The sequence below is a fragment of the Massilia polaris genome (assembly GCF_012927275.1).
In the GTDB taxonomy this organism is placed as follows: domain Bacteria; phylum Pseudomonadota; class Gammaproteobacteria; order Burkholderiales; family Burkholderiaceae_D; genus Telluria_A; species Telluria_A polaris.
Genome location: NZ_JABBGG010000003.1, coordinates 74,789 through 98,364, shown reverse-complemented (window position 1 = coordinate 98,364; position 23,576 = coordinate 74,789). Strand labels below are relative to the sequence as shown.

Genomic DNA, 23,576 nt, shown 5'->3' with positions numbered 1-23,576 from the left:
CTGGAAAATCGGGGTCCGTCCCCGGGGACGGACCCCGATTGAGGAATCAATGTTCCTCAGGACAGACACGGTTCAGAAATCAATGAGTTACGTGCACGTTGTGGAACTGGAGCGCGGCGAGGTTGGCGTAGATGCCGCCGAGCGCTACCAGCGAGGAGTGCGTGCCGGTTTCGACGATCTTGCCGTCTTCCATCACGATGATGCGGTCGGCGCGCTGCACTGTCGCCAAACGATGCGCGATGATGACCGTGGTGCGGCCGACCATCGCCGCTTCCAGCGCACTTTGAACGAGTCGTTCGGATTCGGCGTCGAGGGCGCTGGTCGCTTCGTCGAGCAGCAGCAGAGGTGGATTTTTCAGCAGCGCACGCGCGATCGCGATGCGTTGACGCTGGCCGCCCGACAGGCGCACGCCACGCTCGCCAAGGAATGACTTGTAACCCTGTGGAAGGCGTTCGATGAACTCGTGGGCCGCCGCCATCTTTGCGGCTGCAATCACTTCTTCGTCGGTCGCGCCGGCGCGGCCGTAGCGGATATTTTCCATCGCGTCGGCCGAGAATATGACCGTGTCTTGCGGGACGATGCCGATCGCATCGCGCAGCGTGTGCAGGTCAAGCTGGCGGATGTCGACGCCGTCGAGCGTGATCGAGCCAGCCTGCGGGTCGTAGAAGCGCAGGAACAGCTGGAACAGCGTCGTCTTGCCGGCGCCCGATGGACCCACCACCGCGACCGTCTCACCCGGTTTGATCTGCAGCGAAAGGTGTCCGAGCGCCGCGGTTTCAGGACGCGATGGGTACGAGAAGGTGACGTCGTTGAGCGCGAGCGCGGCGCCGTTGGCCGTACGCGCGGGAAGTGCTGCGGGCTTGGCCGGATTCTGGATAGGCGACTTCACCGACAGCAGTTCGAGCAGGCGCTCGGTAGCGCCGGCGGCGCGCTGCGCTTCGCCCATCACTTCCGACAGCGCGCCGATCGACCCGGCGACGATGGACGCATACAAAATGAACTGTCCGAGGTCGCCGCCCGTCATCGAGCCTTCGAGTACCGCGTGGGCGCCGAGCCACAACACGAAGACGATGGTGCCGAATACGAGCACGATCGCGATCATCGTCAGCAGCGAGCGGGCGCGGATGCGCTTCATCGCGGTGGAAAACGCGCCTTCGACCGACTTGCCGAAACGCGCCGATTCGATGTGTTCATGCGTGAACGATTGGACCGTCGGCATCGCGTTGAGGATTTCGCCGGCCATTGCCGAGGCGTCCGCGATGCGGTCCTGCGAGGCGCGCGAGAGGGCGCGTACGCGGCGGCCGAACAGCACGATCGGAACCACCACCAGCACCAGCAGGCCGAGGATGATCGACGATAGCTTGGGGCTGGTCACGAACAGCATCACCAGGCCGCCGAGGAACAGCAGCATGTTGCGCAGGGCGACCGAGATGCTGGTGCCGACGACCGCCTGGATCAGCGTGGTGTCGGTCGTGATCCGCGACAGGACTTCGCCAGTCTGCGTGGTCTCGAAAAACTCGGGGCTCTGCGTGACGACGTGGCCGTAGACCGCGCCGCGGATGTCGGCGGTCACGCGCTCGCCCAGCCAGGACACGGTATAAAAACGCGCGGCAGTCGCCACCGCCAGCACGCTCGCTACCGCGAACAGCGCGAGAAAGGTTTCGTTGACGTTTTCGATGTTGCGCTGGCCGGCCGCCGGCGCGAAGCCGTGGTCGATCATCTGCTTGAAGGCGTAAGGAATGGCGAGCGTGGCGCCGGCGGCGAACACCAGCGCGATCGCGGCCAGTATGAACCGGCGGCGGTACGGACGAAGGAAGGGCAATAGGCCCTTGAACGCGGCGAGGCTGCCCTTTTCCGCTCTCGGATCGGGCTGGGTGGTGCTGGTGGTGCTCTTGCTCATCGTGTTAGTGCTGTCGTTTTCTGTTGTTTTTAAAGTTTCATCGGCCGGACGTACCCAGTCATCTCGAGGTATCCACGCCCGGCGGGGACACCATCGCGGCTGATCGTCACCGCGCCTTCCCAATAAACGGCGCCCGTGGATAGCCGCGAATCGAGTTCCTGGTCTTCCTGCAATGGCTTGACCTGCCAGCGCGTGCGGCCCGTGACAATCGTCGTCGCCACCGGGTAGACGGCATTGGTGCGCGGCGATTTCCACCGCGCGTGCGGAGTGAAGCTGACCTGATCGGGCGAATACTGCGTGACCTTGCCGGAGGCGTCGCGCAGCATCGCATGACCCCATAGTTTACCACCTTGCTTGCCTCTTATCTGGAAAGCCATCAGGGCCGAGCCGTCGTCGAGGTTGGCGCCGATCCAGTCCCACCCGCTGGCGGCCGGGTCGAGCGCTTCGCTGGACCACTCGTGATCGAGCCACGCCGTTCCTTCCACCCTGGCTTTACCGCCCTTGGCGCTGGCCACGGTGCCGCTGACTTTCAGCTGCGGTTCGCTGTAGTAGTAGCTGGCGTTGCGCGGGTCCGCCCCCTTGCGTGAGAAGCCGCCAGCGCCCTGGAGTAGTACCGGCTGGGTCGGTGCGAGGCGAAGGTCCAGCGCTACCTGCGCCGACTTGATGCTGACCTTGTAGCTGCCGTCTGCGGCGCGCGTCATCCGCCAGTCGTCGAGTTTGAGGTCGGTGGTGCCGGTCTTTGCATAGGCCAGTCCGAAGCCCTCGCGCGCGCTGCGCTGGTCGTGCACAAGCTTGCCGAGCGACGGGTCGGACAGCGCGGCATGGCCAATAATCAGCTGCTTTGGTGCGAACGCGCTCGGGTTGGCCGGGTCGTGCCCGGTGCGGCTGCGGAAGAACGTGACCTGGAACCCAAGCGGTTTGCCGTCGGCGGTGTTCAGCCAGCCGGTGACGTACCACCATTCGGTTCGGAAGTCGGGATGGGCGCCGAAATCCTTCGGGAACGCGAGCGCAGCGCCGGGTGTCACCGGCGCGAACACAGGCGGCGCGGCGCGGCACAGCTGCGCCGCGAACAGCAGGAACGCCAGCAGGATACGCATCACCAGTCCTCCCTGACCGCGCGAATTGGACCGCCCGACAGCGCATAGCGGCCGGACATCAGTGCCGTCAGCACCGAGGCCGCAAGCAGTACCGTTGCGACCACTGCGATCAATGGCCATGGCACGTGCAGCTGCATCGACCAATGGAACGACTGCGGATTGACCACGAAGACGAGGATCAGGCTGATGACAAGTCCCAGCAGGAAGCCGCATGCGATCCCGAGCGCCGTCAGCGCGCCTCCTTCAAGCGCCAGGATGCGCAGCACCTGGCCGCGGGTCACGCCGACATGCCGCAGCATGCCGAATTCCTTCGCACGCGCCAGCGTCTGTGCCGAAAACGTGGCCGCGACGCCGGACAGCCCGATGGCAATCGCGATTGCTTCGAGCAGGTAGGTGACGGCGAAGCTGCGGTCGAATATCGTCAGGCTCATGGATCGGATGTCATCCGGGCGGGCGTATTCGAGCGCGGCGCCGAACGGCAGCGCGCGAATCTGTTGTTCGATGCGGGCGGCGGGAACGTCTTTATCCGTCCAGATGGCGAATGCGTTCGCGCCAGTGTCGCCGGTCAGCGCGCGGTAGTCCGACAGCCGCATCTGAACGGCGCCGGACTGGCTCGAGTAATCGCGCCAGGCGCCAGCGACGAAAAAGCCGTGCATGCGTCCCCCGACCGGGAGCGCGAGCGTGCCGCCCGGCTTGACCTTGTACAGGTCCAGCATGGCTTCCGATACCCAGGCCGGCATGGCGCCCTCCGGTACCGGCAGCGACTGGCCGGTCATCGCCATGGTCTTGCCCGGATCGAGCGGGTCGATCGGCCGCGCCATCAGGCGTACCGGCGGGCGCGCAGGATCGAGCGAGACCTGGCGCGTGCGCTGGAATTCGATGCGCGCGAGACCCGGAAGACCTTCGATCGCAGCCTGTTCGGCCAGCCCCAAAGTGCCGGCGCCGCTGCTGGACCCGACCTGCGCATAAAGGTCCGCCGGCAGCAATTGCACCAGCCATTCGTCGAGCGACATGCGGAAGCTCGACACCATGATCGCCATCGCGACCATCAGGCTGAAGCTGGCCAGCACGCCGCCCAGTGCGATCGCGGCCTGCCCGGACGCGTTGCCGAGCCGCGCCAGCGCGAGTGCCGGAACTGGCGATGGGGAGGCGTCGCGCTGGTAGCGGCGGCTGGCCGCGCCAAACAGGCTGCGCGCAAGGCGCGGCATCAGCCCGATGCCGCCGACCAGCAACAGGGCGATGGAAAGGTAGCCGGGAATCGGAAGCTCAAATACGGGTGGCGCTTGCGACAGCGCGGCTGCCAGCGCGATGCAGACCAGCGATGGCCAGATGCGGTCCAGGTGCGTCAGCGCCGTTTCATCGGCGCCGGACTTCAGGGCAGCTGCGGGAGCCGCCCGCGATGCTTCCCATGCCGGCGCCAGGCAGCCGAGCAGCGCCACGCCAAAACCCAGCGAAAAGAATACGGCTGCGGCGACTGGCGCGAACTGGACCTCCGGATTGACGCCCGCAAAATAGCCGGCGCCAAGGTCGCCGCCGAAAAAATGTAGCGCAGCGGCGGCCAGCCCGTAGCCGCCCGCGATGCCGAGCAGCGCGCCGATGACGCCGAGGCTTGCGCCCTCGATCAGGACCTGGCGCAGCAAAGCCCGCCGTTCCAGCCCCAGCACCCGCAGCAGCGCGAACTGCCCCCGGCGGCGGATGACGGCCAGCGCCTGGGTTGAGAACACGAGGAACGCGCCGGTGAACAGCGCCACCAGCGCGAGCACGGTCAGGTTGACCCGGTAGGCGCGGCTCATGCTGTTGGTGCGGCTTTCCTGTTCCTCGTCGCCCGGCTGCCCGACCAGGAACCGTCCGGGGAAGTCCTTTTCAAGCTCGCGCGCCAGGTCGCGTTCAAAGGCGTCGCGGTTGACGCCACTACGCAGCTTGAGGTCGATCCGAGACAGCTGCCCGGTTTTCTTGAAGCGCCACTGCGCCGCGCCGATGTCCATGACGCCGATGCGCTGGCCAGGCAGCGACTGCAGCATGCTGCCGGCCACGCGCAGCATGACCGCCGCCGTGCCGGCGCGCAGCGGCACGCTGGCGCCGGCACGCACGCCGAGCCATTCGAGGGCGGCAGGAGAGAGGAAGACCGCGTCGTCGGCGAGCGTATCGGTGGCCTTGCCGTTGTCGGCGGCGCCGATCAGGCCCGGCGTCACTTGCCCTGCGCGGAACACATCGATGCCGATGACCCTGAGCGGCCCTTCCTTGCCGGCGGCGCCGACCTGGAACTCCAGCACTGGCGAGGCAATGGCCACCATCGGATGATTGGCAAGGCGCGGATAGACCGCTTCGTCGAACCATGCCTCCCGCCCGGTGACCTGGACGTCGGCCTGCCCGGCGATGCTTTTGACGGCGGCGGAAAATTCGTTGAAGGCGGCGGCGTTAATCAGGTGGACGGCAAATCCCATCGCGACGCCGACCGCGATGGCGATGATCGCGACAATCGCGCGCAGGGGATGGGCGCGCCATTCGCCAAGCAGCAGCCAGCGTGACAGGACGCCTAACGCTGGCATTCAACTGCCATCGCCTCGGCCTGGCGTTGCGCCTTGAGCCGGAGCGCTTCGGTAGCCGGGCCGGCGGCCTTGCGCAGGTCTTCCTCAGCCCACCTCAGCTGCAGGCGCAGCTTCTCGCAGCGCTGCATTTGCGGGGATGGGCGCGCGGCGGCGGCAGGGCGAGCGGCCGTTGCCGCCTGCACCTGCGCTTCGCGGCGATCCTTTTCGAGCGAGTCGGCCAGCGCCTTCTGGCGCGCCAGCCGTTCCTTCAGTTCGGGATCGGGCGGCGGCGGGGGCGGAACGTCGAGCGTGGCCTGTGCCCCGGCGCTGCATGGCTGTTCGCCATACGTCACCTTGCCGTTGGCGCTGCATTTGTAAACAGTCTGTGACGACACCTGCGCGCAAGCGACAAGGCTTGCGAGGACCACCAGCATGCGCACCATGACGACTCCTTCGCTCAGAGGACTTTGCCAGGGTTCATGATGCCGAGAGGGTCGAGCGCCGCTTTGATCGCACGCATCATGTCCAGTTCGACTGGGGATTTGTAACGGCTGAGTTCGTCACGCTTGAGGGCGCCGATGCCGTGTTCGGCCGAAATCGAACCGCCGAACGCGTCGACCTGGTCGTGCACGATGCGGTTGATGGCCGGCTCGTTGTCGAGGAATTCATCATGCGGCACGCCTTCCGGCGGCGCGACGTTGTAATGCAGGTTGCCGTCGCCGAGGTGCCCGAAGGTCACCAGCACGCAGCCCGGGAAGGCTTCGCGCAGATGGGCGTCGGTGGTGGCGATAAAGCGCGCGATGCGCGAGATTGGCAGCGCGATGTCGTGCTTGATGTTCTTTCCGGCTTTTGCCTGCGCCATCGAGATGTGTTCGCGCAGGTCCCACAGGCCGCGCGACTGGGCCGCCGATGTGGCGACGACCGCGTCCCGCGCGATGCAGCGCTCAAGCGCGACGGCGACCGCACGTTCGAGCATGCCGGACGCCTGCTGTTCCGACTCGCAGCTGGACAATTCAAGCAGCACATATTGGCCGTGGAGCCTGGCGAATGGCCTGGGCAAATCGGGGAAGTGGGTGGCGACCAGCTCCAGGCAGACGGCGGACATCAGTTCGAAGCCGGTCAGGCAGGCGCCGCAGCGGTCCTGCATGAGCGTCAGCAGGTCGAGCGCGTCGCGCACTGTGCCGAGCGCCACCAGCGCGGTGGACGACGCCTTGGGCAGAGGGTGCAGTTTGAGCACTGCGGCGGTGATGACGCCGAGCGTGCCTTCGGCGCCGATGAACAGGTCGCGCAGGTCGTAGCCGGTATTGTCCTTGCGCAGGGCGCGCAGGCCGTTCCAGATGTCGCCTTGCGGCGTCACCACCTCAAGACCGAGACACAGCTCGCGCGCGTTACCGTAGCGGAGGACGGCGGTGCCGCCGGCATTGGTGGACAGGTTGCCGCCGACGGTGCAACTGCCTTCCGAGGCGAGCGACAGCGGGTACAGGCAGTCGTGCAGCGCGGCTGCGTCCTGCACCTGCTGGAGGATGCAGCCCGCGTCCACCGTCATCGTGCGGTTGACCGCGTCGATCGAGCGCACCTGGTTCATGCGCGACAGCGACAGCACCACCGCGCTGCCGCTTTGGTCCGGCACGCTGCCCAGCACCAGTCCTGTCCTGCCGCCCTGCGGCACCACCGGGATGCGCCAGTGCGCACACGCCTTGACCAGTTGCGCCACCTGCCCGGTGCCGGCGGGGCGCAGTACGGCCAGCGCCTTCCCCGTGAACCGGCCGCGCCAGTCGTCGAGGTAAGGGGCCATGTCGGCGGCCGTCGTCAGGACGAACGGTTCGCCGGCGATATGGCGGCAGTGCGAGAGGAATTCCTCACTCATGGGTCGCGCGGTTTACCTTGTCGAGAAGTTCGCGCGCGATCTTCTTGGCGGCCTTTTTGTAGGGGCGCAGGTAGAGCAGGGCGCAGGTAAAGTAGACGCAAACCAGCGCGACTTCGCCCCAGCCCATCATGCGCGAGATGGCATCGCGGTCGCTGTAGCCGCGCACGATGCCTTCGGCGAAGAACAGCAGGATCAGCATCGATGACCATTGCAGCGTGTAGACGTCGCGCTTGAGTACGCCGCGCAGCGGCAGCAGCAGCGGGATGACCTTCAGCGCCAGCAGTGATCCGCCCGGCTTGAGCGGCGCGACCACCATCTCCCATGCCAGCAGCCATGCGATCAGGATTGCCAGGCTGGTCGCGGCTCCGATGTGATAGACCTTCGATGTTTCCATTACCTTGTCCTCCAGAGGCGCGCCGCCGTTTCGGCCAGCCGGCGCCCGGCTTCGATCGCCAGCCGCTTTTCATCGTCGCTGACCGGCTTGTCGCCGTCGAGCCCCGACCAGTGGGTCGGCCCGTACGGACTGCCGCCGGTCGCGGTCGTCATTAGTTCGGGCTGCGTGTACGGCAGGCCCATGACCAGCATCCCGTGGTGCAGCAGCGGGATCATCATCGACAGCAAGGTCGACTCCTGGCCGCCGTGCAGGCTGCCGGTCGACGTGAATACCGCCGCCGGCTTTCCCGCCAGTGTACCTGCCAGCCAGTCGGTCGAGGTGCCGTCCAAAAAATACTTCATTGCCGCCGCCATGTTACCAAAGCGGGTGGGCGAACCCATGGCCAATCCGGCACAGTCGGCCAGGTCCTGCAGTTCGACGTACGGTGCGCCGCTGGCCGGGATGTCCGGCTCGGTCGCTTCGGTCACGGTCGATACCGCCGGCACAGTCCGCAGCCGCGCTTCGGCGCCCGGAATGCTTTCAATGCCCTGGGCGATCAGTTCGGCGAGTTTGCGGGTGGCGCCGTGGCGCGAGTAGTATAAAACGAGAATTATCGGATTGGTTTGGTTCATCGTTGGTATTATAGGGCGCTTTATACTCTGTCACGCCGCAGCCGGGCCTGATTTTCACCAGTTCATGCTTTCAAAAACAGTCCGTTCACTCTCCCGGTCCACCAGCGACATGATCGATGTCGGCGCCGCCGCAATGCGCGGCCTGACCTGGAGCCAGATGCGCGATCTGCTCCAGTTTGCACGGCGCCGCCTGAACGAGGAGCGCCTGCCGCAACTGGCCGGCAGCCTGACCTTCACCACCACGCTCGCGCTGGTGCCGTTGCTGACGATCGTGCTGGCGATTTTCACGACCTTCCCGATTTTCGGCAGCTTCCGCAGCGCGCTGGACGCCTACTTCGTGCAGACCCTGATGCCGAAGGGGATCGCCAACACCATCATCGGCAACCTCACGCAGTTCGCCAGCAAAGCCAAGAGCCTGTCCGCGGTCGGCGCGGTCGCGCTGATTCTCACGTCGGCCGCGATGATGGGCATGATCGAACGCGCGTTCAACCAGATCTGGCGCGTGCGGCAGGGGCGCCCGCTGGCGCAGCGGATCACGATTTACTGGGCGCTGGCGACGCTCGGGCCATTGTTAATGGGCCTGTCGATCACCGCGACCTCGCAGCTGTTCGGCGCCACCACTGGCCTGGCCAGAAGCGCGCCGCTGGTCGCCACGGTGTTCTATACGCTGGTGTCGATCGCCCTGACCACCGGCGCCTACACGATGCTCTATGTGACTGTGCCGAACCGCTTCGTAGACTGGCGCGACGCCGTCTGGGGCGGGCTGGTGGCCGCAATCGCCTTCGAGATCGCGAAGCGCCTGTTCGCGCTGTTTATCCGCCAGTTTCCGACCTACGCCATCATCTACGGCGCGCTGGCCGCGCTGCCGCTGTTCCTGCTGTGGCTCTACCTGTCGTGGATGATCACGCTGGCCGGCGCGGTGCTGACTGCCGCACTGCCGGTGGTCAAGTACGAACGCTGGTGGTACGAGCCGGTGCCGGGCGGCGCCTTTGTCGACGCGATGGCGATCCTGAAGGTGATGCACGGCCGCGCGCAGCAGGGCGATACGGCGCTGGTGTCGAGCGAGGAGATCCGCGCGCATACCCGCATCGGCTACGAAGAGATGACCGCGCTGATGGGGAAGATGGTCACGGTGGGCTGGGTCGGCCGGGTCCAGACGGATGTGATCGCGCGTTCGAAATGGCGCCGGCGCGGACGCGAGGGCGCCGATAACTGGGTGCTGCTGGTGAACCTGTCCAGGCTGAAGATATCGGAGGTGTACCGTCTGTTCGTGTTCGGCGGACTGACCCTGGACGCGGGCGCCGCCTACGACCTGAATCCGGATTCGCCGATGACGCTCGATATTTCCGCGCTGGCGCGCCAGGTCGAGGGCGCCGTCGAAATCCAGCTGGGCCAGAGCCTGGCCGAGCATTTCGAATCCGGCCAGCTGGCCGCGCAAGCGACCAGCTGAGCTTGCTGGTCTAGTTTGCGGCGCTGGCGAAGCTGAACAGGGCATCCAGCACGGCGTCGGGCTGCTCCTGCATCATGCTGTGGCCCGCGTCGACTTGCACGATCTTGCCGTGAGGCATCGCCGTGGTCAGCGATTTTGTCGACCGCGGCGGCGTCATCATGTCCTTGGCGCCAAACACGAACAGCACCGGGCAGCGCACCGCTTCCGCCGCCGCCTGGCCGTTGGCGTAGGCGTTGCAGGCGCTGAAGTCGGTAAAGAACAGCTGCTCCGGGTTGATCGCCGACATGCGCTGCATCAACCGTCGCGCCATGCCCATCGTGTAGAAGCCCGGGCCCGGGCAGGACGGTTTTTGCGCCATCGACGAATGCGACCAGATATTGACCATGTCGATCGCAACAGCTTCATCGTTTTTCGAGGTTTCCAGCAGTGCGTCAGCTACCTTCATCGGCCAGGTCGTGCCCAGCAGCGCCAGCTTGCTGACCTTGTCGGGCGCCTGGTGCGACGCTTCCAGCGCGATCAGCGATCCCATGCTGTGACCCACCAGCATGGCCTGGCCGACGCCGGCAGCATCGAGCACCGCCAGCAGCCAGTCGGCCATCCCGGGCACGCTGGCCAGTGCCGGCCCCGCACTGCGGCCATGGCCGGGCAGGTCGACCGCCAGCACGTTGAAGCCGTGATGGGCGAAGTAGCGGGTCTGGAGCGCGAACACCGAGTGGTCGTTCTGGGCGCCGTGGATGAACGCGACGGTCGGGCGGGAGGCGTCGAACGCCTTGCCGCCGGTGTAGCAGTAAGCCTGCTTGCCTTGGACGTTCAGGATCATGTCAGGCTCCCTTCTGCGACAGTTTGAGGCCGCGCGCCAGGTCCTCGATCAGGTCCTCGACGTTTTCAAGGCCGACCGACAGGCGCATCGTGCCTTCGCGGATGCCCGATGCTGCCAGCTGTTCGGCCGGCACCCGGAAGTGGGTGGTTGAAGCAGGGTGGATCACCAGCGACTTGGCATCGCCGACGTTGGCCAGGTGCGAGAAGATCTTCAGGGCATCGACGAAGCGGCGGCCCGCAGCGCGGTCGCCCTTGAGCGTGAAGGAGAACACGGCGCCGCAGCCCTTCGGCAGCAGGCGCTTGGCCAGGTCGTAATCCGGGTGCGATTCCAGCTCCGGGTACGACACCGACTCCACCGCCGGATTCGACAGCAGGAATTCGACCACCTTGCGGGTGTTGGCGACGTGGCGGTCCATGCGCAGGCCCAGCGTCTCGATTCCTTGCAGGACGGCGAACGCGTTGTGCGGGCTCATGACGGCGCCGAAATCGCGCAGCCCTTCGCGGCGCGCGCGCAGCGCGAACGGGGCTACCGTCGATTCCTCGGCGAACACCATGCCGTGGAAGCCGTCATACGGCTCGCACAGCTCGCCGAAGCGCCCGGTCTTGTCGTAAGCGGTTTGCCAGTCGAAGGTGCCGCCGTCCACCAGCAGCCCGCCGATCGCGGTGCCGTGCCCGCACAGGAACTTGGTCGCCGAGTGGAACACCAGGTCGGCGCCGTGGTCGAAGGGGCGCAGCAGGTAAGGCGTGGTGAAGGTCGAATCCATCATCAGCGGCAGGTGGTTCTCATGCGCGATGGCGGCGACGTTCGGGATGTCCAGCACGTCGAGGCCCGGGTTGCCGAGGGTCTCGGCGAACAGCGCCTTGGTTTCGGGGCGGATCGCGGCGCGCCATGCATCGAGGTCGCGCGGGTCGACGAAGGTGGTCTCGATGCCGAAGCGCTTCATCGTGTAGGCCAGCAGGTTCTGCGAGCCGCCGTACAGCGCGCGCGAGGCGACGATGTGCGAGCCGGCGCCGGCGATGGTCGCAAGCCCCAGGTGCATCGCGGCCTGGCCGCTGGCGGTGGCGATGCCGGCCACGCCGCCCTCCAGCGCGGCGATGCGTTCTTCCAGCACGGCGTTGGTCGGGTTCGAAATGCGCGAATACACGTGGCCCGCGCGCTCCATGTTAAACAGCGACGCGGCGTGGTCGGAATCCTTGAACGCAAACGAGGCGGTGAAATAAACGGGCGTGGCGCGCGCGCCGGTGGCAGGATCGGGCGTGGCGCCGGCGTGCAGCGACAGGGTGTCGAAACCGGGATACTGGGGACCGCTCATGGTAGGCTCATCCAGGAAATTGAATGGCCCGCATCGTAGCATGCGAGGCACGCCAGAAGGCTTTGATTTTTCGCAATGCTGGATTTTTTGCTACGCTTAGGCTACATTCGGGTAAAGCTTACGGCTATGCAAGCGCAGATAAACCTTCCCACAGGGTGACCACCATGAAAGTCTCTGAAATCCTCCAGGTTAAAGGCAACATCCTGTACACCGCCACGCCCGAAATGCCGCTGGTCGACGCGGTGAACATCATGGCGGAGAAGGATATCGGCTCGCTGGTGGTGATGGAGTTCGGCGACCTGGTCGGCATGCTGACCTTCCGCGAAGTGATCAGCACACTGCACGCGAACAATGGTTCGGTCGGCGGCGGCACCGTGCGCAGATATATGGATGACCATCCGATCACCGTCACGCCCGACACCGAAGTCAACGAAGTGCGCCGCATGATGCTGGAGAAGCACGCGCGCTACCTGCCGGTGATGAATGCCAAGACGCTGCTCGGCGTCATCTCGTTCTACGATGTCGCGCGCGCCATGCTGGAAGCCCAGAACTTCGAGAACCGCATGCTCAAAGCCTACATCCGCGACTGGCCAGCCGAGACAGCGCAAGAGGATTGAGCCCTTACTCCGAGGCACTGCCCGGAGTAAGGCAGGAAGGCGTGGCGGCGACACCGAAGGGCAGGGCAGCAGCATCGTCCTGCGTACGGTAGAATTGGCTTTTTCGCCATTCCTCTCCTTATCATGTCCGGCAATTCATTTGGCAAGCTGTTTACCGTCTCAACCTTCGGCGAATCGCATGGCCCGGCCATCGGCTGCGTCATCGACGGTTGCCCGCCAGGACTGCCGCTGTCGGAAGCCGACATCCAGCCAGACCTGGACCGCCGCCGTCCAGGCACCTCGCGCCACGTCACCCAGCGCCAGGAGCCGGACCGTGTCGAGATTTTGTCGGGCGTGTACGAAGGCGTCACCACCGGCACCCCGATCGCGCTCCTGATCCGCAACGAAGACCAGCGCAGCAAGGACTACGGCAACATCGCCGAGAGCTTCCGCCCCGGCCATGCCGACTACACTTACTGGCACAAGTACGGCGTGCGCGATCCGCGCGGCGGCGGCCGTTCGTCGGCGCGCCTGACCGCGCCCGTGGTCGGCGCCGGCGCCATCGCGAAAAAATGGCTGCTGCAGCAGTACGGCACCGTGTTCAAGGGCTGCATGAGCCAGCTGGGCGACATCGCGGTGCCGTTCGATAGCTGGGAGCATGTGCACAACAACCCGTTTTTCGCCGCCAGCGCCGATGCGGCGCTGATCGCGCGCATGGAGGCGGCCATGGACGAACTGCGCCGCGCCGGCGACTCGATCGGGGCGCGCATCGACGTCGTCGCGCAGAACGTGCCGGTCGGCCTCGGCCAGCCGATCTACGACAAGCTCGATGCCGACATCGCGTACGCCATGATGGGCATTAACGCGGTCAAGGGCGTGGAGATCGGGGCTGGTTTCAACAGCGTGGTGCAGAAAGGCTCGGAGCATGGCGACGAGCTGACGCCGGACGGCTTTATCGGGAATAACGCGGGCGGCGTGCTGGGCGGGATATCGACCGGACAGGACATCCTGGTCTCGATCGCCATCAAGCCGACGTCGTCGATCCGCACGCCGCGCCGCTCGATCGACAAGGACGGCAAGCCGGTGATGGTCGAAACCTTCGGCCGCCACGATCCGTGCGTCGGCATCCGCGCCACCCCGATTGCGGAGGCCATGCTGGCCCTGGTGCTGATCGACCACGCGCTGGTGCACCGTGCACAGTGCGGCGACGTCCGCGTCAACACCCCCAGGATCGCCTAGGCCGCTCGCGCCCTCAGTTGACGCGCCCCAGGGCCGCGATCTCGCCCTGGCGGCGCCGTTCGACCGACTTCATGACGAGGCCGCGCAGGTCGTTCATCAGCGCGAATTCCGCGGGACTCAGCTGGATCGCCGGGAAGCTCTCGTCCCAGTCGCCGTACAGGAAGCCGACGGCCTGGCCGTTGGCGCACAGCGGCAGGATGACGAAGCTGCGCGCGCCCGACAGCGTATTCTTCCACCACGACGGCAGCTTGGCCGCGAACTTCGGGTCGCGCGCATTCTCGATGAAAATCACGCGGTCGCTGTTCAGCGCGGCGTGGAACACGTTCGCTTCGTAGGAATCGTTAAAGCGCATCTCCGGCATCATGGCCTGGACGCCGTCGCCGAAGCCCATCTTGCAGGTGTACTCGCGGTCGCGGCGGTTGCGCATGAACGCCATCGCATGCGTGAACGACAGCCCCTGGTACAGGGTTTCCAGCGCCATCGACGTCATCTGGCCGGGGCTCGCGCTCACCGACACGTCGCGCATGTCGGCCACGCCGCTGGCCAGGATGCGGTTTCCTTCGGCGCGCATGCGGGTCGACGCAGCGGCCTGGGCGCGCCTCTCTGCCGGCTTGGCCAGCGGCGCGATCGAGAGGTCGGCGGCGGCAGCTAGTTTGGCTTTCGCGATGGCGGCCACGATGGTGTCCGGCGCGATCGCCAGCATCGCCGAAAACTTCGCGGCCAGCGCGCTGATTACGTCCGCGCTTCCGGGTTCGTCGCCCCACAAGGCGTCGGCGCACTGGGCCGACATGGTCGATACCGCGGCAAGCCAGTCGCCATGGTCGAAGGTGTCGCTGCGTTCGCCCGCTTCGAGGCGCCGCATGCCGCTGAGCAGGTTCGGCGGCAGTCCCCAGTGGCGCGCAGCGGCCAGGCCGATTCGTTCGAGCGACAGGCCAAGCACCGCCTGCGCCGCCGCATCCTCGTGGCCGGCGCCATGCTGCCGTAGCTGCTGCCAGCGCTCAGGCATATAGAACGACACCATCATGCGGCCCAGCGTATGCAGGATCGAGCAGACCACCGCTTCTTCGGCTACGTTCGGCGCGCAGCCGGCGGCCACCTGCTGCGCCACCATCCCGGCCAGCACCGCCTTCTCCATTTCGATGTGGGCGACTGCGGAGTCGGGCAGCGATTTGGACAGTTCCTCGATCAGCTTCAGGCCCAGCGCAAGGTGGCCGATCGCCTCGGTGCCCAGCACCAGCACGGCCTTCGACACCGTGTTGACGCGCTGGCCGAAGGCCGAGTACATGCCGCTGTTCGCAAGGCGCAGCACCTTCTGGGTCAGCACCGGGTCGGTCAGGACCGTCTGCGTCATATTGAATTCGTGCTCGTCTTCGCCGCGCATGGCGCCGAGGATGGCGCTGATCGCCTTGGTGAACCCGGGCATGTCACCCTGGCGGCGGGTGCGTTCCCATAGCAGCGCAAGGGTGGTTTCGGCCGTCATCGATGACGGTGGATTGGCAGTCGTGGTCATGGGTTTCCCGCCCTTCGGTCGGTTGGCAACAGGGCTGTGTACAGGTCTTCGGTGAGGGCGGCCATCGCCACATGGGCCGGCATCGGCTTGCCGGTCAGGTAGCCCTGGACGAACTCGCAGCCGCGCTGTTCGAGGTAGTTCAGCTGATCTTCGGTCTCGACGCCTTCCGCGACGACCGACAAGCCAAGGTGCTTGGCCAGGTCGAGCACGGCGTTGCAGATGGCGCCATCCTTGGGCGAGTCCGGCAGGTCCTTGACGAAGGCGCGGTCGACCTTGAGCACCGATATCGGGAAGCGCTTCAGGTAGGCCAGCGACGAGTACCCCGTGCCGAAGTCGTCGATGGCGATGCGCGCGCGGCGTTCGGCCATGCGGTTCAGCAGGGCTTCCGCGTGGGCCGGGTCGACCATCAGCGTGCCTTCGGTGATTTCGAGGACCAGCTGCTCGCCGCCCAAGCCCGAGAATGCGAGAGCGTCGTCGAGCACGTCGAGGAATTTATCGCTGCGGAACTGGCGCGGGCTGATGTTGACCGAGATGTACAGTTTGCGGCGCGCCGCTTCCTCGAACTGCTTGAGCTGCACGCAGGCCGCCTTCAAGGCCCACGCGCCCAGCAGGTTGATCAGGCCATTGGTTTCGGCGATCGGAATGAAGCGTACCGGCGGCACCATGCCGAGGGTCGGGTGCTTCCATCGCATCAGCGTCTCGAAGCCCTGGATCTGGCGCGTGCGCGCATCGACGATCGGCTGGTAGTACAGCAAAAACTCGCCTTCGCGCACCGCCTCGAACATCGCCGCTTCCAGCGAGATGTCGTGCTCCGGCGGCCCGCTCTGGCGCGCGCTGTAGACCACGCAGCGCGCCTTGCCGGTTTCCTTCGCGCGCGACATGGCGGCGTCGGCCAGCGCCACCAGGCGTACTTCGTCCTCGGCGTGCTGCGGGTAGATCGACACGCCGACGGACGCGCCAAGGTAGACCGTGTGCTTGTCGATTTCAAACGGCGACTGCAGCGTCGCCAGCAGGCGCCCGGTGACCAGCTTGATCTGCGCCTCGCTGTGGGTGCCTGGCAGGACCGCGACAAACTCGTCGCCGCCGCTGCGCGCCAGCGTGTCGCTGTCGCGCAGCGTCTTGCGCAGGCGCGCCGCAGCCATGCGCAGCACGGCGTCGCCGACCGGGTGGCCGAGGCCATCGTTGACCTTCTTGAATCCGTCCAGGCCGATGGTCGCGACCACGAAGCCCTGGCCGGAACGACGCGACTGCGCGATCACCATCCGGATACGGTCGGACAGCAGGAGGCGGTTGGGCAGTTCGGTCAGGCCGTCGTGCGTGGCCATGTGGCGCAAGCGTTCTTCGGTGGCGTGCTGGCCGGACATGTCGCGCCCGACCGCCAGCACGGCGGCCGCGCCGTCGGCGAGCCTGTATGCGGCAAGGCGGAATTCGAACCAGATCTCTTTTTCGGGCGTCCTGAGGCGCGCTTCGATGCAGACGGCGTCCGCTGCGCCGGCTGCGTCCGCGATCGCGTTGCGCAACACCGGCTGGTCGGCATCGGCCGCCAGTGTGGCCAGCGCCACGCCGCGCAGGCCGCGTGAACTGCCGGCCAGGGCGCCGGCGCGCTTGCTGGCGTTCGTGATCGCGCCGGAAGTGTCGAGCACAAACACAATATCGCCGGCGGCCTCCAGGAGCGGATCGAGCGCCGGGGCGTCAGAGGCGGCAAGCTGCCCGACGGGCAGGTCACGCTCAGGCACTGATGGAGGACTGGAACGCATCTGGCAAATACAACTTTCTTTTCAGTGGGCCTGGAAATATCCGGCGCGGCGACGGAATTTTGGGGCGGGTCGGTTTGAACCCGTGCAAGTCTACCAAAGTAGAGCCAAAAGTATTATCGAAAGATGCCAAAACGCATTAAAAATGCCCGCCCAGGCTATTGATTTCGCTAAATTTGACTTCGCTCAGCCATTTTTGCGGGGCCCCCGGCGCGGCGCGCCCCGCGCCGCGCCGGGGGCGCTGCTTGCTTCGCGCTGGGGTTTGCGCTAGCCTCCACGGGACGGGTTAACCATAACTGGTATATAAATTTGCAAGCGCCGGTGTGGCTTTCCATTATTAACATTTCAAGCTGAAGAGATTTTCGAGATGAGCGAATTCGACACGCACGAGGTATTCAACCAGTCGCCCCCTTTCGAAAACGTGAACCTGTTCGCCTGCGATCCCGCGCTGATGGAGGCGCTCGGGCGCGAAGGCGCAGCGTGGGCCGCCGACGGCCTGCGCGAACTGGGCGCAAAGCTGGGCAGCGCGGAGACGCTGGACCTGGCCCGCCTGGCCAATGTGAATGGACCGCGCCTCGTAAATTTCGACCGCGGCGGGCGCCGTATCGACGAAATCGAATTCCATCCGTCGTGGCACCAGCTGATGTCGATGCTGATCGAGGCGGGCGCGCATGCGTCGCCATGGGATTCAGCCAGGCCGGGCGCCCAGGTGGCGCGCGCCGCCCAGTACCTGCTGTTCGGGCAGCTGGAAAACGGCAGCCAGTGCCCGGTCACGATGACCTATGCGTCGGTTCCCGCGCTGCGCCAGGCCGGCCCGATCGCCGACAAATGGCTGCCGAAGATCCTGTCGCGCCAGTACGATCCGCGCTCTCTGCCGATCGAGCAGAAGACCGGCGCGCTGGTCGGAATGGGCATGACGGAAAAGCAGGGCGGCACCGACGTGCGCGCCAACACCACGCGCGCCGATCCGATGGAGGCCGGCGCGGCGCGTGAGCGCTTTGGCGCCGAAGGCGAGGGCGCATGGCGCATCGTCGGGCACAAATGGTTCTTCTCGGCGCCGCAGTCCGACGCCCACCTGGTGCTCGCGCAGACCGGCGACGAAGGCAGCGCGGGCCTGTCGTGCTTCTTCGTGCCGCGCTTTCTGCCGGACGGCAGCCGCAACGCGATTCGCGTGCAGCGCCTGAAGGACAAGCTGGGCAACCGCTCGAATGCATCGTCGGAGGTGGAGTTCGAGGGCGCCACTGGCTGGCTGGTCGGGAAGGTCGGGCGCGGCATTCCGACCATCCTCGAGATGGGCAGCCACACGCGCCTCGATTGCGTGGTCGGCAGCGCCGGCATCATGCGCGCCGCGCTGACACATGCATTGCATCACGCGCGCGGACGCGCCGCCTTTGGCCGCAAGCTCGCGCAGCAGCCGTTGATGCAGAACGTGCTGGCCGACCTGGCGCTCGAATCGGAAGCGGCGACGGCCTTTGCGCTGCGGCTGGCGCGCTGCTTCGACGAGGCGGGCGATTCGGCGCAGGCGCTGCTCGGGCGAATCCTGACGCCGGCCGGCAAATACTGGATCTGCAAGCGCGGCCCGGGCTTCGGGGCTGAGGCGATGGAAGTCATCGGTGGCAACGGCTATGTCGAAGACGGCCCGCTGGCGCGGCTGTACCGCGAATTCCCGGTCAACTCGATCTGGGAGGGTTCGGGCAACGTGATGTGCCTGGACGTTCTGCGCGCGTTCGGCAAGTCTCCCGACACGCGCGACGTGCTGGCGGCCGAACTTGCGCTCGCCGGCAGCGGCAATGCCGCATTCATTGTTTACAGCGAACGGCTGCTGGCGGACCTGGCGCAGCCGCAGGACGAGTACGGCGCGCGCCGGCTGGCGGAGCGGATCGTCGTCGCGGTCCAGGCGGCGCTGCTGCTGCGCCATGCGCCGGCCTTCGTCGCCGATGCCTTCGTGCGTTCGCGCCTGGCGCAGGACGTGGGCGGCGCCTACGGCCGGCTTCCGGATGGCGTCGATTGCGACGCCATCCTGGCGCGGGCGCTCGCCACCTGACCGGGTGATTGATGTTTTTGCATCATTTAACGTGACCGTTGGACATTTATTTGCCAAAATGAGGACAAACACCGCCGTGGCTGGGATAATGGCGCAATCGCCTCACTTAGACGAATAAATGAACAATATAATGAAACAAGATCCACGCTTTCCCAACCTGTTTATCCTGAATCATCCGCTGATCCAGCATAAATTGAGCCACATGCGCGAGCGCGACACCTCCACGCGCACCTTCCGCGAACTGCTGAAGGAAATCACGCTGCTGATGGGTTACGAGATTACCCGCGACCTGCCGCTGACCACCCGCAAGATCGAGACCCCGCTGGTCACCATCGACGCGCCTGTCATCGCCGGCAAGAAACTGGCGATCGTGCCGATCCTGCGCGCCGGCATCGGCATGAGCGACGGCCTGCTGGAACTGGTGCCGTCGGCGCGCGTCGGCCACGTCGGCGTGTTCCGCGATCCTGACACCCACATGCCGGTCGAATACCTGGTGCGCCTGCCGGACACCAGCGACCGCATCTTCATCCTGTGCGACCCGATGGTTGCCACCGGCAATTCCGCGGTGCATGCGGTCGACGTGCTGAAGAAGCGCGGCGTCAGCGACGAGCAGATCATCTTCCTGGCGCTGGTAGCTGCGCCGGAAGGCGTCGAGGTGTTCCAGAAGTCGCACCCGAAGGTCAAGCTGTACGTCGCCTCGCTCGATTCGCACCTGAACGACCATGCTTACATCGTGCCGGGCCTGGGCGACGCCGGCGACCGTATCTTCGGCACCAAGTAAGCAGCCCCATGGCCACGCTGATTGACCAGGATTTCTTCGCCCGCCTTAACGCGCTCAATGACAAGTTCGCTTCCAGCGTGCCCAGCACGATGGCGCGGTTGCACGACGCGCGCATGCGTTTCGACGTTGCCGCGCCGGACAACGGGCTGGTCGGCGAGCTGCACCAGATCCTGCACACGATCGCCGGATCGGCGGCCACCTTCGGGTTCCGCGTACTCGGCCAGCAGGCGCGCCAGCTTGAACAGCGCCTGCGCGTGCTGATGGCGTTCGACGCGGTGGCGCCGCAGGATTGGGAAAACTGGATGGCCGGGCTGGATGAATATGTGGCCTGGGCCGAAATGAATCCGAAAGCCGATCAATATCCCTGAGATTGCCGTTCAAGCGAGTCGATCAATTGTGCGACGCGGTTACCTAATGCAAGATATCTTACGATGGTCGTTTGATATAACGCAAACTTGTACCGCTTCGATGCCCTATATTCACCGTACTGCCGCAGTGAACACGGGCGTTAAATAGTTGACACACTGAATTATTTCTACGGTCAGCATTTTATTTTTCGCGGGACGTGCATTTTGTGTTTTATTCGGTATAATACGGGATCGTTGGATTCGAGGTAGTAGTGCAGTTTGTCTGTCATTTCTTACTTGGTTCTTCAAACGATCGAAAACGGACGCAAGTCCACTTAACTGAAATAGGAAATTGTAATGGCAACTGGCATCGTAAAATGGTTCAATGACTCGAAGGGCTTCGGCTTCATCACCCCTGATGAAGGCGGCGAAGATCTGTTCGCTCACTTCTCGGCTATCCAGTCGGCAGGCTTCAAGTCCCTGCAAGAGAACCAGCGCGTCTCTTTCGAAGTAACTGCTGGCCCTAAGGGCAAGCAAGCTTCGAACATTCAGCCTATCTAATAGCTGAATCCAAATAAAAATCCTCGGTTTCCGGGGATTTTTTTTCGCCCCTGCTGTTGAGGCAGGGATGACGAAAGGCCGGTTAATTCCGGCCTTTATCGTTTACGCCAGTACTCCTCGCCCGAGTACGTGTGCCGCAGGAAATCGACGAAGGCCCTGATACGCAGCGGCAGATGGCGGCGCTGCGCGAACACCGCGCAGATGTCGTTGCCGGGCGCCGCGAACTGGTCCAGCACCGTGCGCAGGCGGCCCGCCTCGATATCGCTGCGCACCTCCCACATCGAACGCCACGCCAGGCCTTTGCCCGACAGCGCCCAGTCGTGCAGCACCGCGCCATCGTTGCACACCATGTTTCCGGCGACCTTGAAGGTCACGATCTTGCCGTTGTCGCTGAAGGACCAGCCGCGCTGGCTGCCTTCGCTGCTGATCGCCAGGCAATTGTGTTTGGCCAGGTCGGCCAAGGTGCTCGGCGTGCCTTTGCGGCGCAGGTAGGCGGGCGCGGCCACCAGCACGCGCTGGTTGGCGGCAAGCTTGACGCCGACCAGGCTCGAATCGGACAGGCTGGCGATGCGGATCGCCACGTCGACGCCGTCGCCGACAACGTCGACGATGCGGTCGTTCAGGTTGAGGTTGACGGTGACGTCGCGATGTTCGGCAAGGAAGGAGGGCAGCAGCGGCGCCACATGCTGCCTGCCGAAGCCGGCCGGCGCCGACACCAGCAGGTGCCCGGTGGCCTTGGCGCTGCGCTCGGCCACCGCCGATTCGGCCTCTTCGAGTTCGCTCAGGATGCGCTGGCAGTCCTCCAGGAAGGCCGCGCCCTCATTGGTCAGCACCAGCTTGCGCGTGGTGCGCTGAAGTAGCTTGACGCCGAGTCGCGTCTCCAGCGCATCGAGGCGGCGCCCGATCATTGCCGGTGCGATGCCTTCGGCGCGCGCCGCGGCCGACAAGCTGCCGCGCGCGACAACTTCGACGAAGGTGGATATCTGGCGAAACTGTCCCATGCGTTTCCTCTTATCTGTGACAAAAACGCACAGATGAATGTATTAATTGTCTCGTTTAGCTACCAGATAGTGAATATACTTTAACTTAATTGAAACGCCCAGCATCCACCTTCACTCTACCGGAGCAGCAACCCATGAGCATCCCGACCCCAGCCGGCATGGAAATCATCGCCGAGATCAAGCCCGGCTACGAACAGATCCTGACGCCGGAAGCACTTGCGCTGGTCGCGAAACTGACGCGCGAGTTCGAACCGCGCCGCCAGCAACTGCTTGCGGCACGGGGCGAACGCGCCAGGCGCCTGGATGCGGGCGAGCGTCCGGACTTTCTCGCCGAGACCGCGCACATCCGCGCCGGCGACTGGAAGATCGCCCCGATCCCGAAGGCGCTCGAATGCCGCCGCGTCGAAATCACGGGGCCGGTTGAACGCAAGATGGTCATCAACGCGCTGAACTCGGGCGCCGACAGCTACATGACCGATTTCGAAGATTCGAATACGCCGAACTGGGACAACCAGGTCACCGGCCAGGTCAACATGCGCGACGCGGTGCGCGGCACCATCTCGCTGGAGCAGAACGGCAAGTCGTACAAGCTGAACGAGAAGGTGGCGACGTTGGTCGTGCGTCCGCGCGGCTGGCACCTGGACGAAAAGCATGTACTGGTTGACGGCAAGCGCGTATCGGGCGGCATCTTCGACTTCGCGCTGTTCATGGTGCACAACGCGAAGGAGCAGCTGGCGCGCGGTGCGGGTCCGTACTTCTACCTGCCGAAAATGGAATCGCACCTCGAGGCGCGCCTGTGGAACGACATCTTCGTGATGACGCAAAACGAGCTGGGCCTGCCGCAGGGAACCATCAAGGCAACCGTGCTGATCGAGACCATCCTGGCCGCGTTCGAGATGGATGAAATCCTGTACGAACTGCGCGAACACAGTTCGGGCCTGAACGCCGGCCGCTGGGATTACATCTTCTCGTGCATCAAGAAATTCAAGCTGGATAAGGACTTCTGCCTGGCCGACCGTCCGAAGGTGACGATGACGGCGCCGTTCATGCGCGCCTACGCGCTGCTGTTGCTGAAGACCTGCCACAAGCGAAACGCACCTGCCATCGGCGGCATGTCGGCGCTGATTCCGATCAAGAATGATCCGGCGAAGAACGACATCGCGATGGGCGGCGTGCGCACCGACAAGGCGCGCGATGCGACCGACGGTTATGACGGCGGCTGGGTTGCCCACCCCGGTCTCGTCGACCTCGCAATGACCGAGTTCACCAAGGTGCTCGGCGACAAGCCGAACCAGATCGGGAAGCAGCGTCCGGACGTTGAAGTCACAGCCGCCAAACTGCTGGACTTCAAGCCGGAAGCGCCGATTACCGAAGCCGGGCTGCGCTACAACATCAACGTCGGCATCCACTACCTCGGCAGCTGGCTGACGGGCAATGGCTGTGTGCCGATCCATAACCTGATGGAAGATGCCGCCACCGCCGAGATCAGCCGTTCGCAGGTATGGCAGTGGATTCGTACGCCGAAGGGCGTGCTGGAAGATGGCCGCAAGGTGACCGCGGAGATGGTGCGCGCGATGATTCCGGAAGAGCTGGCCAAGGTGAAGGAAGTCGCGCCGAACGGTTCGGATCCGAGCTATGCGCGTGCTGCCGAAATCTTCGAGGAAATGTCGACGTCGGAATCGTTTGCCGAGTTCCTGACTTTACCGCTGTACGAAGAGATCTGAATCGGTGTCGTTCCCGCTTTCGCGGGAGCGACGAGATAAC

20 protein-coding genes are annotated in these 23,576 nt (G+C 65.0%); 8 read left to right on the top strand and 12 right to left on the bottom strand.

Going from position 1 to position 23,576, the window contains the following annotated elements:
* Nucleotides 1–79: 79 nt before the first annotated feature.
* The 7 genes from HHL21_RS06740 to wrbA are packed head-to-tail and all read right to left on the bottom strand — an operon-like array spanning nt 80 to nt 8,397.
* Nucleotides 80–1,900 carry an ABC transporter transmembrane domain-containing protein gene (locus HHL21_RS06740; protein ID WP_169464502.1) on the bottom strand — a complete coding sequence of 607 codons (1,821 nt, stop codon included), beginning with the start codon at nt 1,898–1,900 and terminating at the stop codon, nt 80–82.
* A 29-nt stretch (nt 1,901–1,929) separates the two neighbouring features.
* Complete coding sequence (locus HHL21_RS06735; RefSeq protein WP_169464501.1) at nt 1,930–2,997, bottom strand: lipocalin-like domain-containing protein; 1,068 nt, start codon at nt 2,995–2,997, stop codon at nt 1,930–1,932.
* Nucleotides 2,997–5,546, bottom strand: a complete 2,550-nt coding sequence (locus tag HHL21_RS06730) for an FtsX-like permease family protein (protein ID WP_169464500.1) — start codon at nt 5,544–5,546, stop codon at nt 2,997–2,999. The genes HHL21_RS06735 and HHL21_RS06730 overlap by 1 nt, the downstream gene beginning before the upstream one ends.
* Nucleotides 5,534–5,968, bottom strand: coding sequence for a DUF4124 domain-containing protein (locus tag HHL21_RS06725; RefSeq protein WP_169464499.1), 435 nt, complete (start codon nt 5,966–5,968; stop codon nt 5,534–5,536). The genes HHL21_RS06730 and HHL21_RS06725 overlap by 13 nt, the downstream gene beginning before the upstream one ends.
* A gap of 14 nt (nt 5,969–5,982) precedes the next feature.
* A complete protein-coding gene (locus HHL21_RS06720; RefSeq protein WP_169464498.1) occupies nt 5,983–7,392 on the bottom strand; it encodes an FAD-binding oxidoreductase in 1,410 nt (469 codons plus the stop codon).
* Nucleotides 7,385–7,786 (bottom strand): DUF2069 domain-containing protein, encoded by a 402-nt coding sequence (locus HHL21_RS06715; RefSeq protein ID WP_169464497.1) that lies wholly within the window; start codon nt 7,784–7,786, stop codon nt 7,385–7,387. The genes HHL21_RS06720 and HHL21_RS06715 overlap by 8 nt, the downstream gene beginning before the upstream one ends.
* Nucleotides 7,786–8,397 carry an NAD(P)H:quinone oxidoreductase gene (gene wrbA / locus HHL21_RS06710; RefSeq protein WP_169464496.1) on the bottom strand — a complete coding sequence of 204 codons (612 nt, stop codon included), beginning with the start codon at nt 8,395–8,397 and terminating at the stop codon, nt 7,786–7,788. The genes HHL21_RS06715 and wrbA overlap by 1 nt, the downstream gene beginning before the upstream one ends.
* Before the next feature lie 109 nt (nt 8,398–8,506).
* Here wrbA and HHL21_RS06705 point away from each other — a divergent pair, with 109 nt between their 5' ends.
* On the top strand, nt 8,507–9,847 hold the full coding sequence (locus HHL21_RS06705; RefSeq protein WP_229496150.1) for a YihY family inner membrane protein: 1,341 nt from the start codon (nt 8,507–8,509) through the stop codon (nt 9,845–9,847).
* A gap of 10 nt (nt 9,848–9,857) precedes the next feature.
* On the opposite strand, the gene HHL21_RS06700 is transcribed toward HHL21_RS06705, so the two are convergent.
* Nucleotides 9,858–10,667 (bottom strand): alpha/beta fold hydrolase, encoded by an 810-nt coding sequence (locus HHL21_RS06700; protein ID WP_169464494.1) that lies wholly within the window; start codon nt 10,665–10,667, stop codon nt 9,858–9,860.
* Between the two features lies 1 nt (nt 10,668).
* Nucleotides 10,669–11,979, bottom strand: a complete 1,311-nt coding sequence (locus tag HHL21_RS06695; protein ID WP_169464493.1) for an O-acetylhomoserine aminocarboxypropyltransferase — start codon at nt 11,977–11,979, stop codon at nt 10,669–10,671.
* A 164-nt stretch (nt 11,980–12,143) separates the two neighbouring features.
* Here HHL21_RS06695 and HHL21_RS06690 point away from each other — a divergent pair, with 164 nt between their 5' ends.
* Together HHL21_RS06690 and aroC are read left to right on the top strand one after the other, a co-directional pair.
* On the top strand, nt 12,144–12,596 hold the full coding sequence (locus tag HHL21_RS06690) for a CBS domain-containing protein (RefSeq protein WP_169464492.1): 453 nt from the start codon (nt 12,144–12,146) through the stop codon (nt 12,594–12,596).
* 123 nt (nt 12,597–12,719) lie between these two features.
* Complete coding sequence (gene aroC, locus HHL21_RS06685) at nt 12,720–13,814, top strand: chorismate synthase (protein WP_169464491.1); 1,095 nt, start codon at nt 12,720–12,722, stop codon at nt 13,812–13,814.
* A gap of 13 nt (nt 13,815–13,827) precedes the next feature.
* Here aroC and HHL21_RS06680 read toward each other — a convergent pair whose 3' ends face one another.
* The gene (locus HHL21_RS06680; RefSeq protein WP_229496148.1) at nt 13,828–15,324 is read right to left on the bottom strand and encodes an HDOD domain-containing protein; all 1,497 of its coding nucleotides are present in this window, start codon (nt 15,322–15,324) and stop codon (nt 13,828–13,830) included.
* Complete coding sequence (locus HHL21_RS06675) at nt 15,321–17,081, bottom strand: putative bifunctional diguanylate cyclase/phosphodiesterase (protein WP_169464490.1); 1,761 nt, start codon at nt 17,079–17,081, stop codon at nt 15,321–15,323. The genes HHL21_RS06680 and HHL21_RS06675 overlap by 4 nt, the downstream gene beginning before the upstream one ends.
* Nucleotides 17,082–17,445: 364 nt before the next feature.
* On the opposite strand from HHL21_RS06675, the gene HHL21_RS06670 reads away from it, so the two are divergent.
* From HHL21_RS06670 to HHL21_RS06655, 4 genes are all read left to right on the top strand, one after another.
* Nucleotides 17,446–19,122 carry an isovaleryl-CoA dehydrogenase gene (locus HHL21_RS06670; RefSeq protein ID WP_169464489.1) on the top strand — a complete coding sequence of 559 codons (1,677 nt, stop codon included), beginning with the start codon at nt 17,446–17,448 and terminating at the stop codon, nt 19,120–19,122.
* Nucleotides 19,123–19,252: 130 nt separating this feature from the next.
* A complete protein-coding gene (gene upp / locus HHL21_RS06665; protein WP_169464488.1) occupies nt 19,253–19,903 on the top strand; it encodes a uracil phosphoribosyltransferase in 651 nt (216 codons plus the stop codon).
* Between the two features lie 8 nt (nt 19,904–19,911).
* Nucleotides 19,912–20,271 (top strand): Hpt domain-containing protein, encoded by a 360-nt coding sequence (locus HHL21_RS06660; RefSeq protein WP_169464487.1) that lies wholly within the window; start codon nt 19,912–19,914, stop codon nt 20,269–20,271.
* 336 nt (nt 20,272–20,607) lie between these two features.
* On the top strand, nt 20,608–20,811 hold the full coding sequence (locus HHL21_RS06655) for a cold-shock protein (RefSeq protein ID WP_020703630.1): 204 nt from the start codon (nt 20,608–20,610) through the stop codon (nt 20,809–20,811).
* Between the two features lie 95 nt (nt 20,812–20,906).
* Here HHL21_RS06655 and HHL21_RS06650 read toward each other — a convergent pair whose 3' ends face one another.
* The gene (locus tag HHL21_RS06650) at nt 20,907–21,812 is read right to left on the bottom strand and encodes a LysR family transcriptional regulator (RefSeq protein ID WP_169464486.1); all 906 of its coding nucleotides are present in this window, start codon (nt 21,810–21,812) and stop codon (nt 20,907–20,909) included.
* Nucleotides 21,813–21,946: 134 nt separating this feature from the next.
* Here HHL21_RS06650 and aceB point away from each other — a divergent pair, with 134 nt between their 5' ends.
* Nucleotides 21,947–23,536 carry a malate synthase A gene (gene aceB / locus HHL21_RS06645; protein ID WP_169464485.1) on the top strand — a complete coding sequence of 530 codons (1,590 nt, stop codon included), beginning with the start codon at nt 21,947–21,949 and terminating at the stop codon, nt 23,534–23,536.
* Nucleotides 23,537–23,576 lie beyond the last annotated feature (40 nt).

Coding starts and splice junctions, on each gene's coding strand:
- HHL21_RS06740 (WP_169464502.1), bottom strand. CDS start 1,900: ATGAGCAAGAGCACCACCAGCACCACCCAGCCCGATCCGAGAGCGGAA.
- HHL21_RS06735 (WP_169464501.1), bottom strand. CDS start 2,997: ATGCGTATCCTGCTGGCGTTCCTGCTGTTCGCGGCGCAGCTGTGCCGC.
- HHL21_RS06730 (WP_169464500.1), bottom strand. CDS start 5,546: ATGCCAGCGTTAGGCGTCCTGTCACGCTGGCTGCTGCTTGGCGAATGG.
- HHL21_RS06725 (WP_169464499.1), bottom strand. CDS start 5,968: ATGGTGCGCATGCTGGTGGTCCTCGCAAGCCTTGTCGCTTGCGCGCAG.
- HHL21_RS06720 (WP_169464498.1), bottom strand. CDS start 7,392: ATGAGTGAGGAATTCCTCTCGCACTGCCGCCATATCGCCGGCGAACCG.
- HHL21_RS06715 (WP_169464497.1), bottom strand. CDS start 7,786: ATGGAAACATCGAAGGTCTATCACATCGGAGCCGCGACCAGCCTGGCA.
- wrbA (WP_169464496.1), bottom strand. CDS start 8,397: ATGAACCAAACCAATCCGATAATTCTCGTTTTATACTACTCGCGCCAC.
- HHL21_RS06705 (WP_229496150.1), top strand. CDS start 8,507: ATGATCGATGTCGGCGCCGCCGCAATGCGCGGCCTGACCTGGAGCCAG.
- HHL21_RS06700 (WP_169464494.1), bottom strand. CDS start 10,667: ATGATCCTGAACGTCCAAGGCAAGCAGGCTTACTGCTACACCGGCGGC.
- HHL21_RS06695 (WP_169464493.1), bottom strand. CDS start 11,979: ATGAGCGGTCCCCAGTATCCCGGTTTCGACACCCTGTCGCTGCACGCC.
- HHL21_RS06690 (WP_169464492.1), top strand. CDS start 12,144: ATGAAAGTCTCTGAAATCCTCCAGGTTAAAGGCAACATCCTGTACACC.
- aroC (WP_169464491.1), top strand. CDS start 12,720: ATGTCCGGCAATTCATTTGGCAAGCTGTTTACCGTCTCAACCTTCGGC.
- HHL21_RS06680 (WP_229496148.1), bottom strand. CDS start 15,324: ATGACCACGACTGCCAATCCACCGTCATCGATGACGGCCGAAACCACC.
- HHL21_RS06675 (WP_169464490.1), bottom strand. CDS start 17,081: ATGCGTTCCAGTCCTCCATCAGTGCCTGAGCGTGACCTGCCCGTCGGG.
- HHL21_RS06670 (WP_169464489.1), top strand. CDS start 17,446: ATGAGCGAATTCGACACGCACGAGGTATTCAACCAGTCGCCCCCTTTC.
- upp (WP_169464488.1), top strand. CDS start 19,253: ATGAAACAAGATCCACGCTTTCCCAACCTGTTTATCCTGAATCATCCG.
- HHL21_RS06660 (WP_169464487.1), top strand. CDS start 19,912: ATGGCCACGCTGATTGACCAGGATTTCTTCGCCCGCCTTAACGCGCTC.
- HHL21_RS06655 (WP_020703630.1), top strand. CDS start 20,608: ATGGCAACTGGCATCGTAAAATGGTTCAATGACTCGAAGGGCTTCGGC.
- HHL21_RS06650 (WP_169464486.1), bottom strand. CDS start 21,812: ATGGGACAGTTTCGCCAGATATCCACCTTCGTCGAAGTTGTCGCGCGC.
- aceB (WP_169464485.1), top strand. CDS start 21,947: ATGAGCATCCCGACCCCAGCCGGCATGGAAATCATCGCCGAGATCAAG.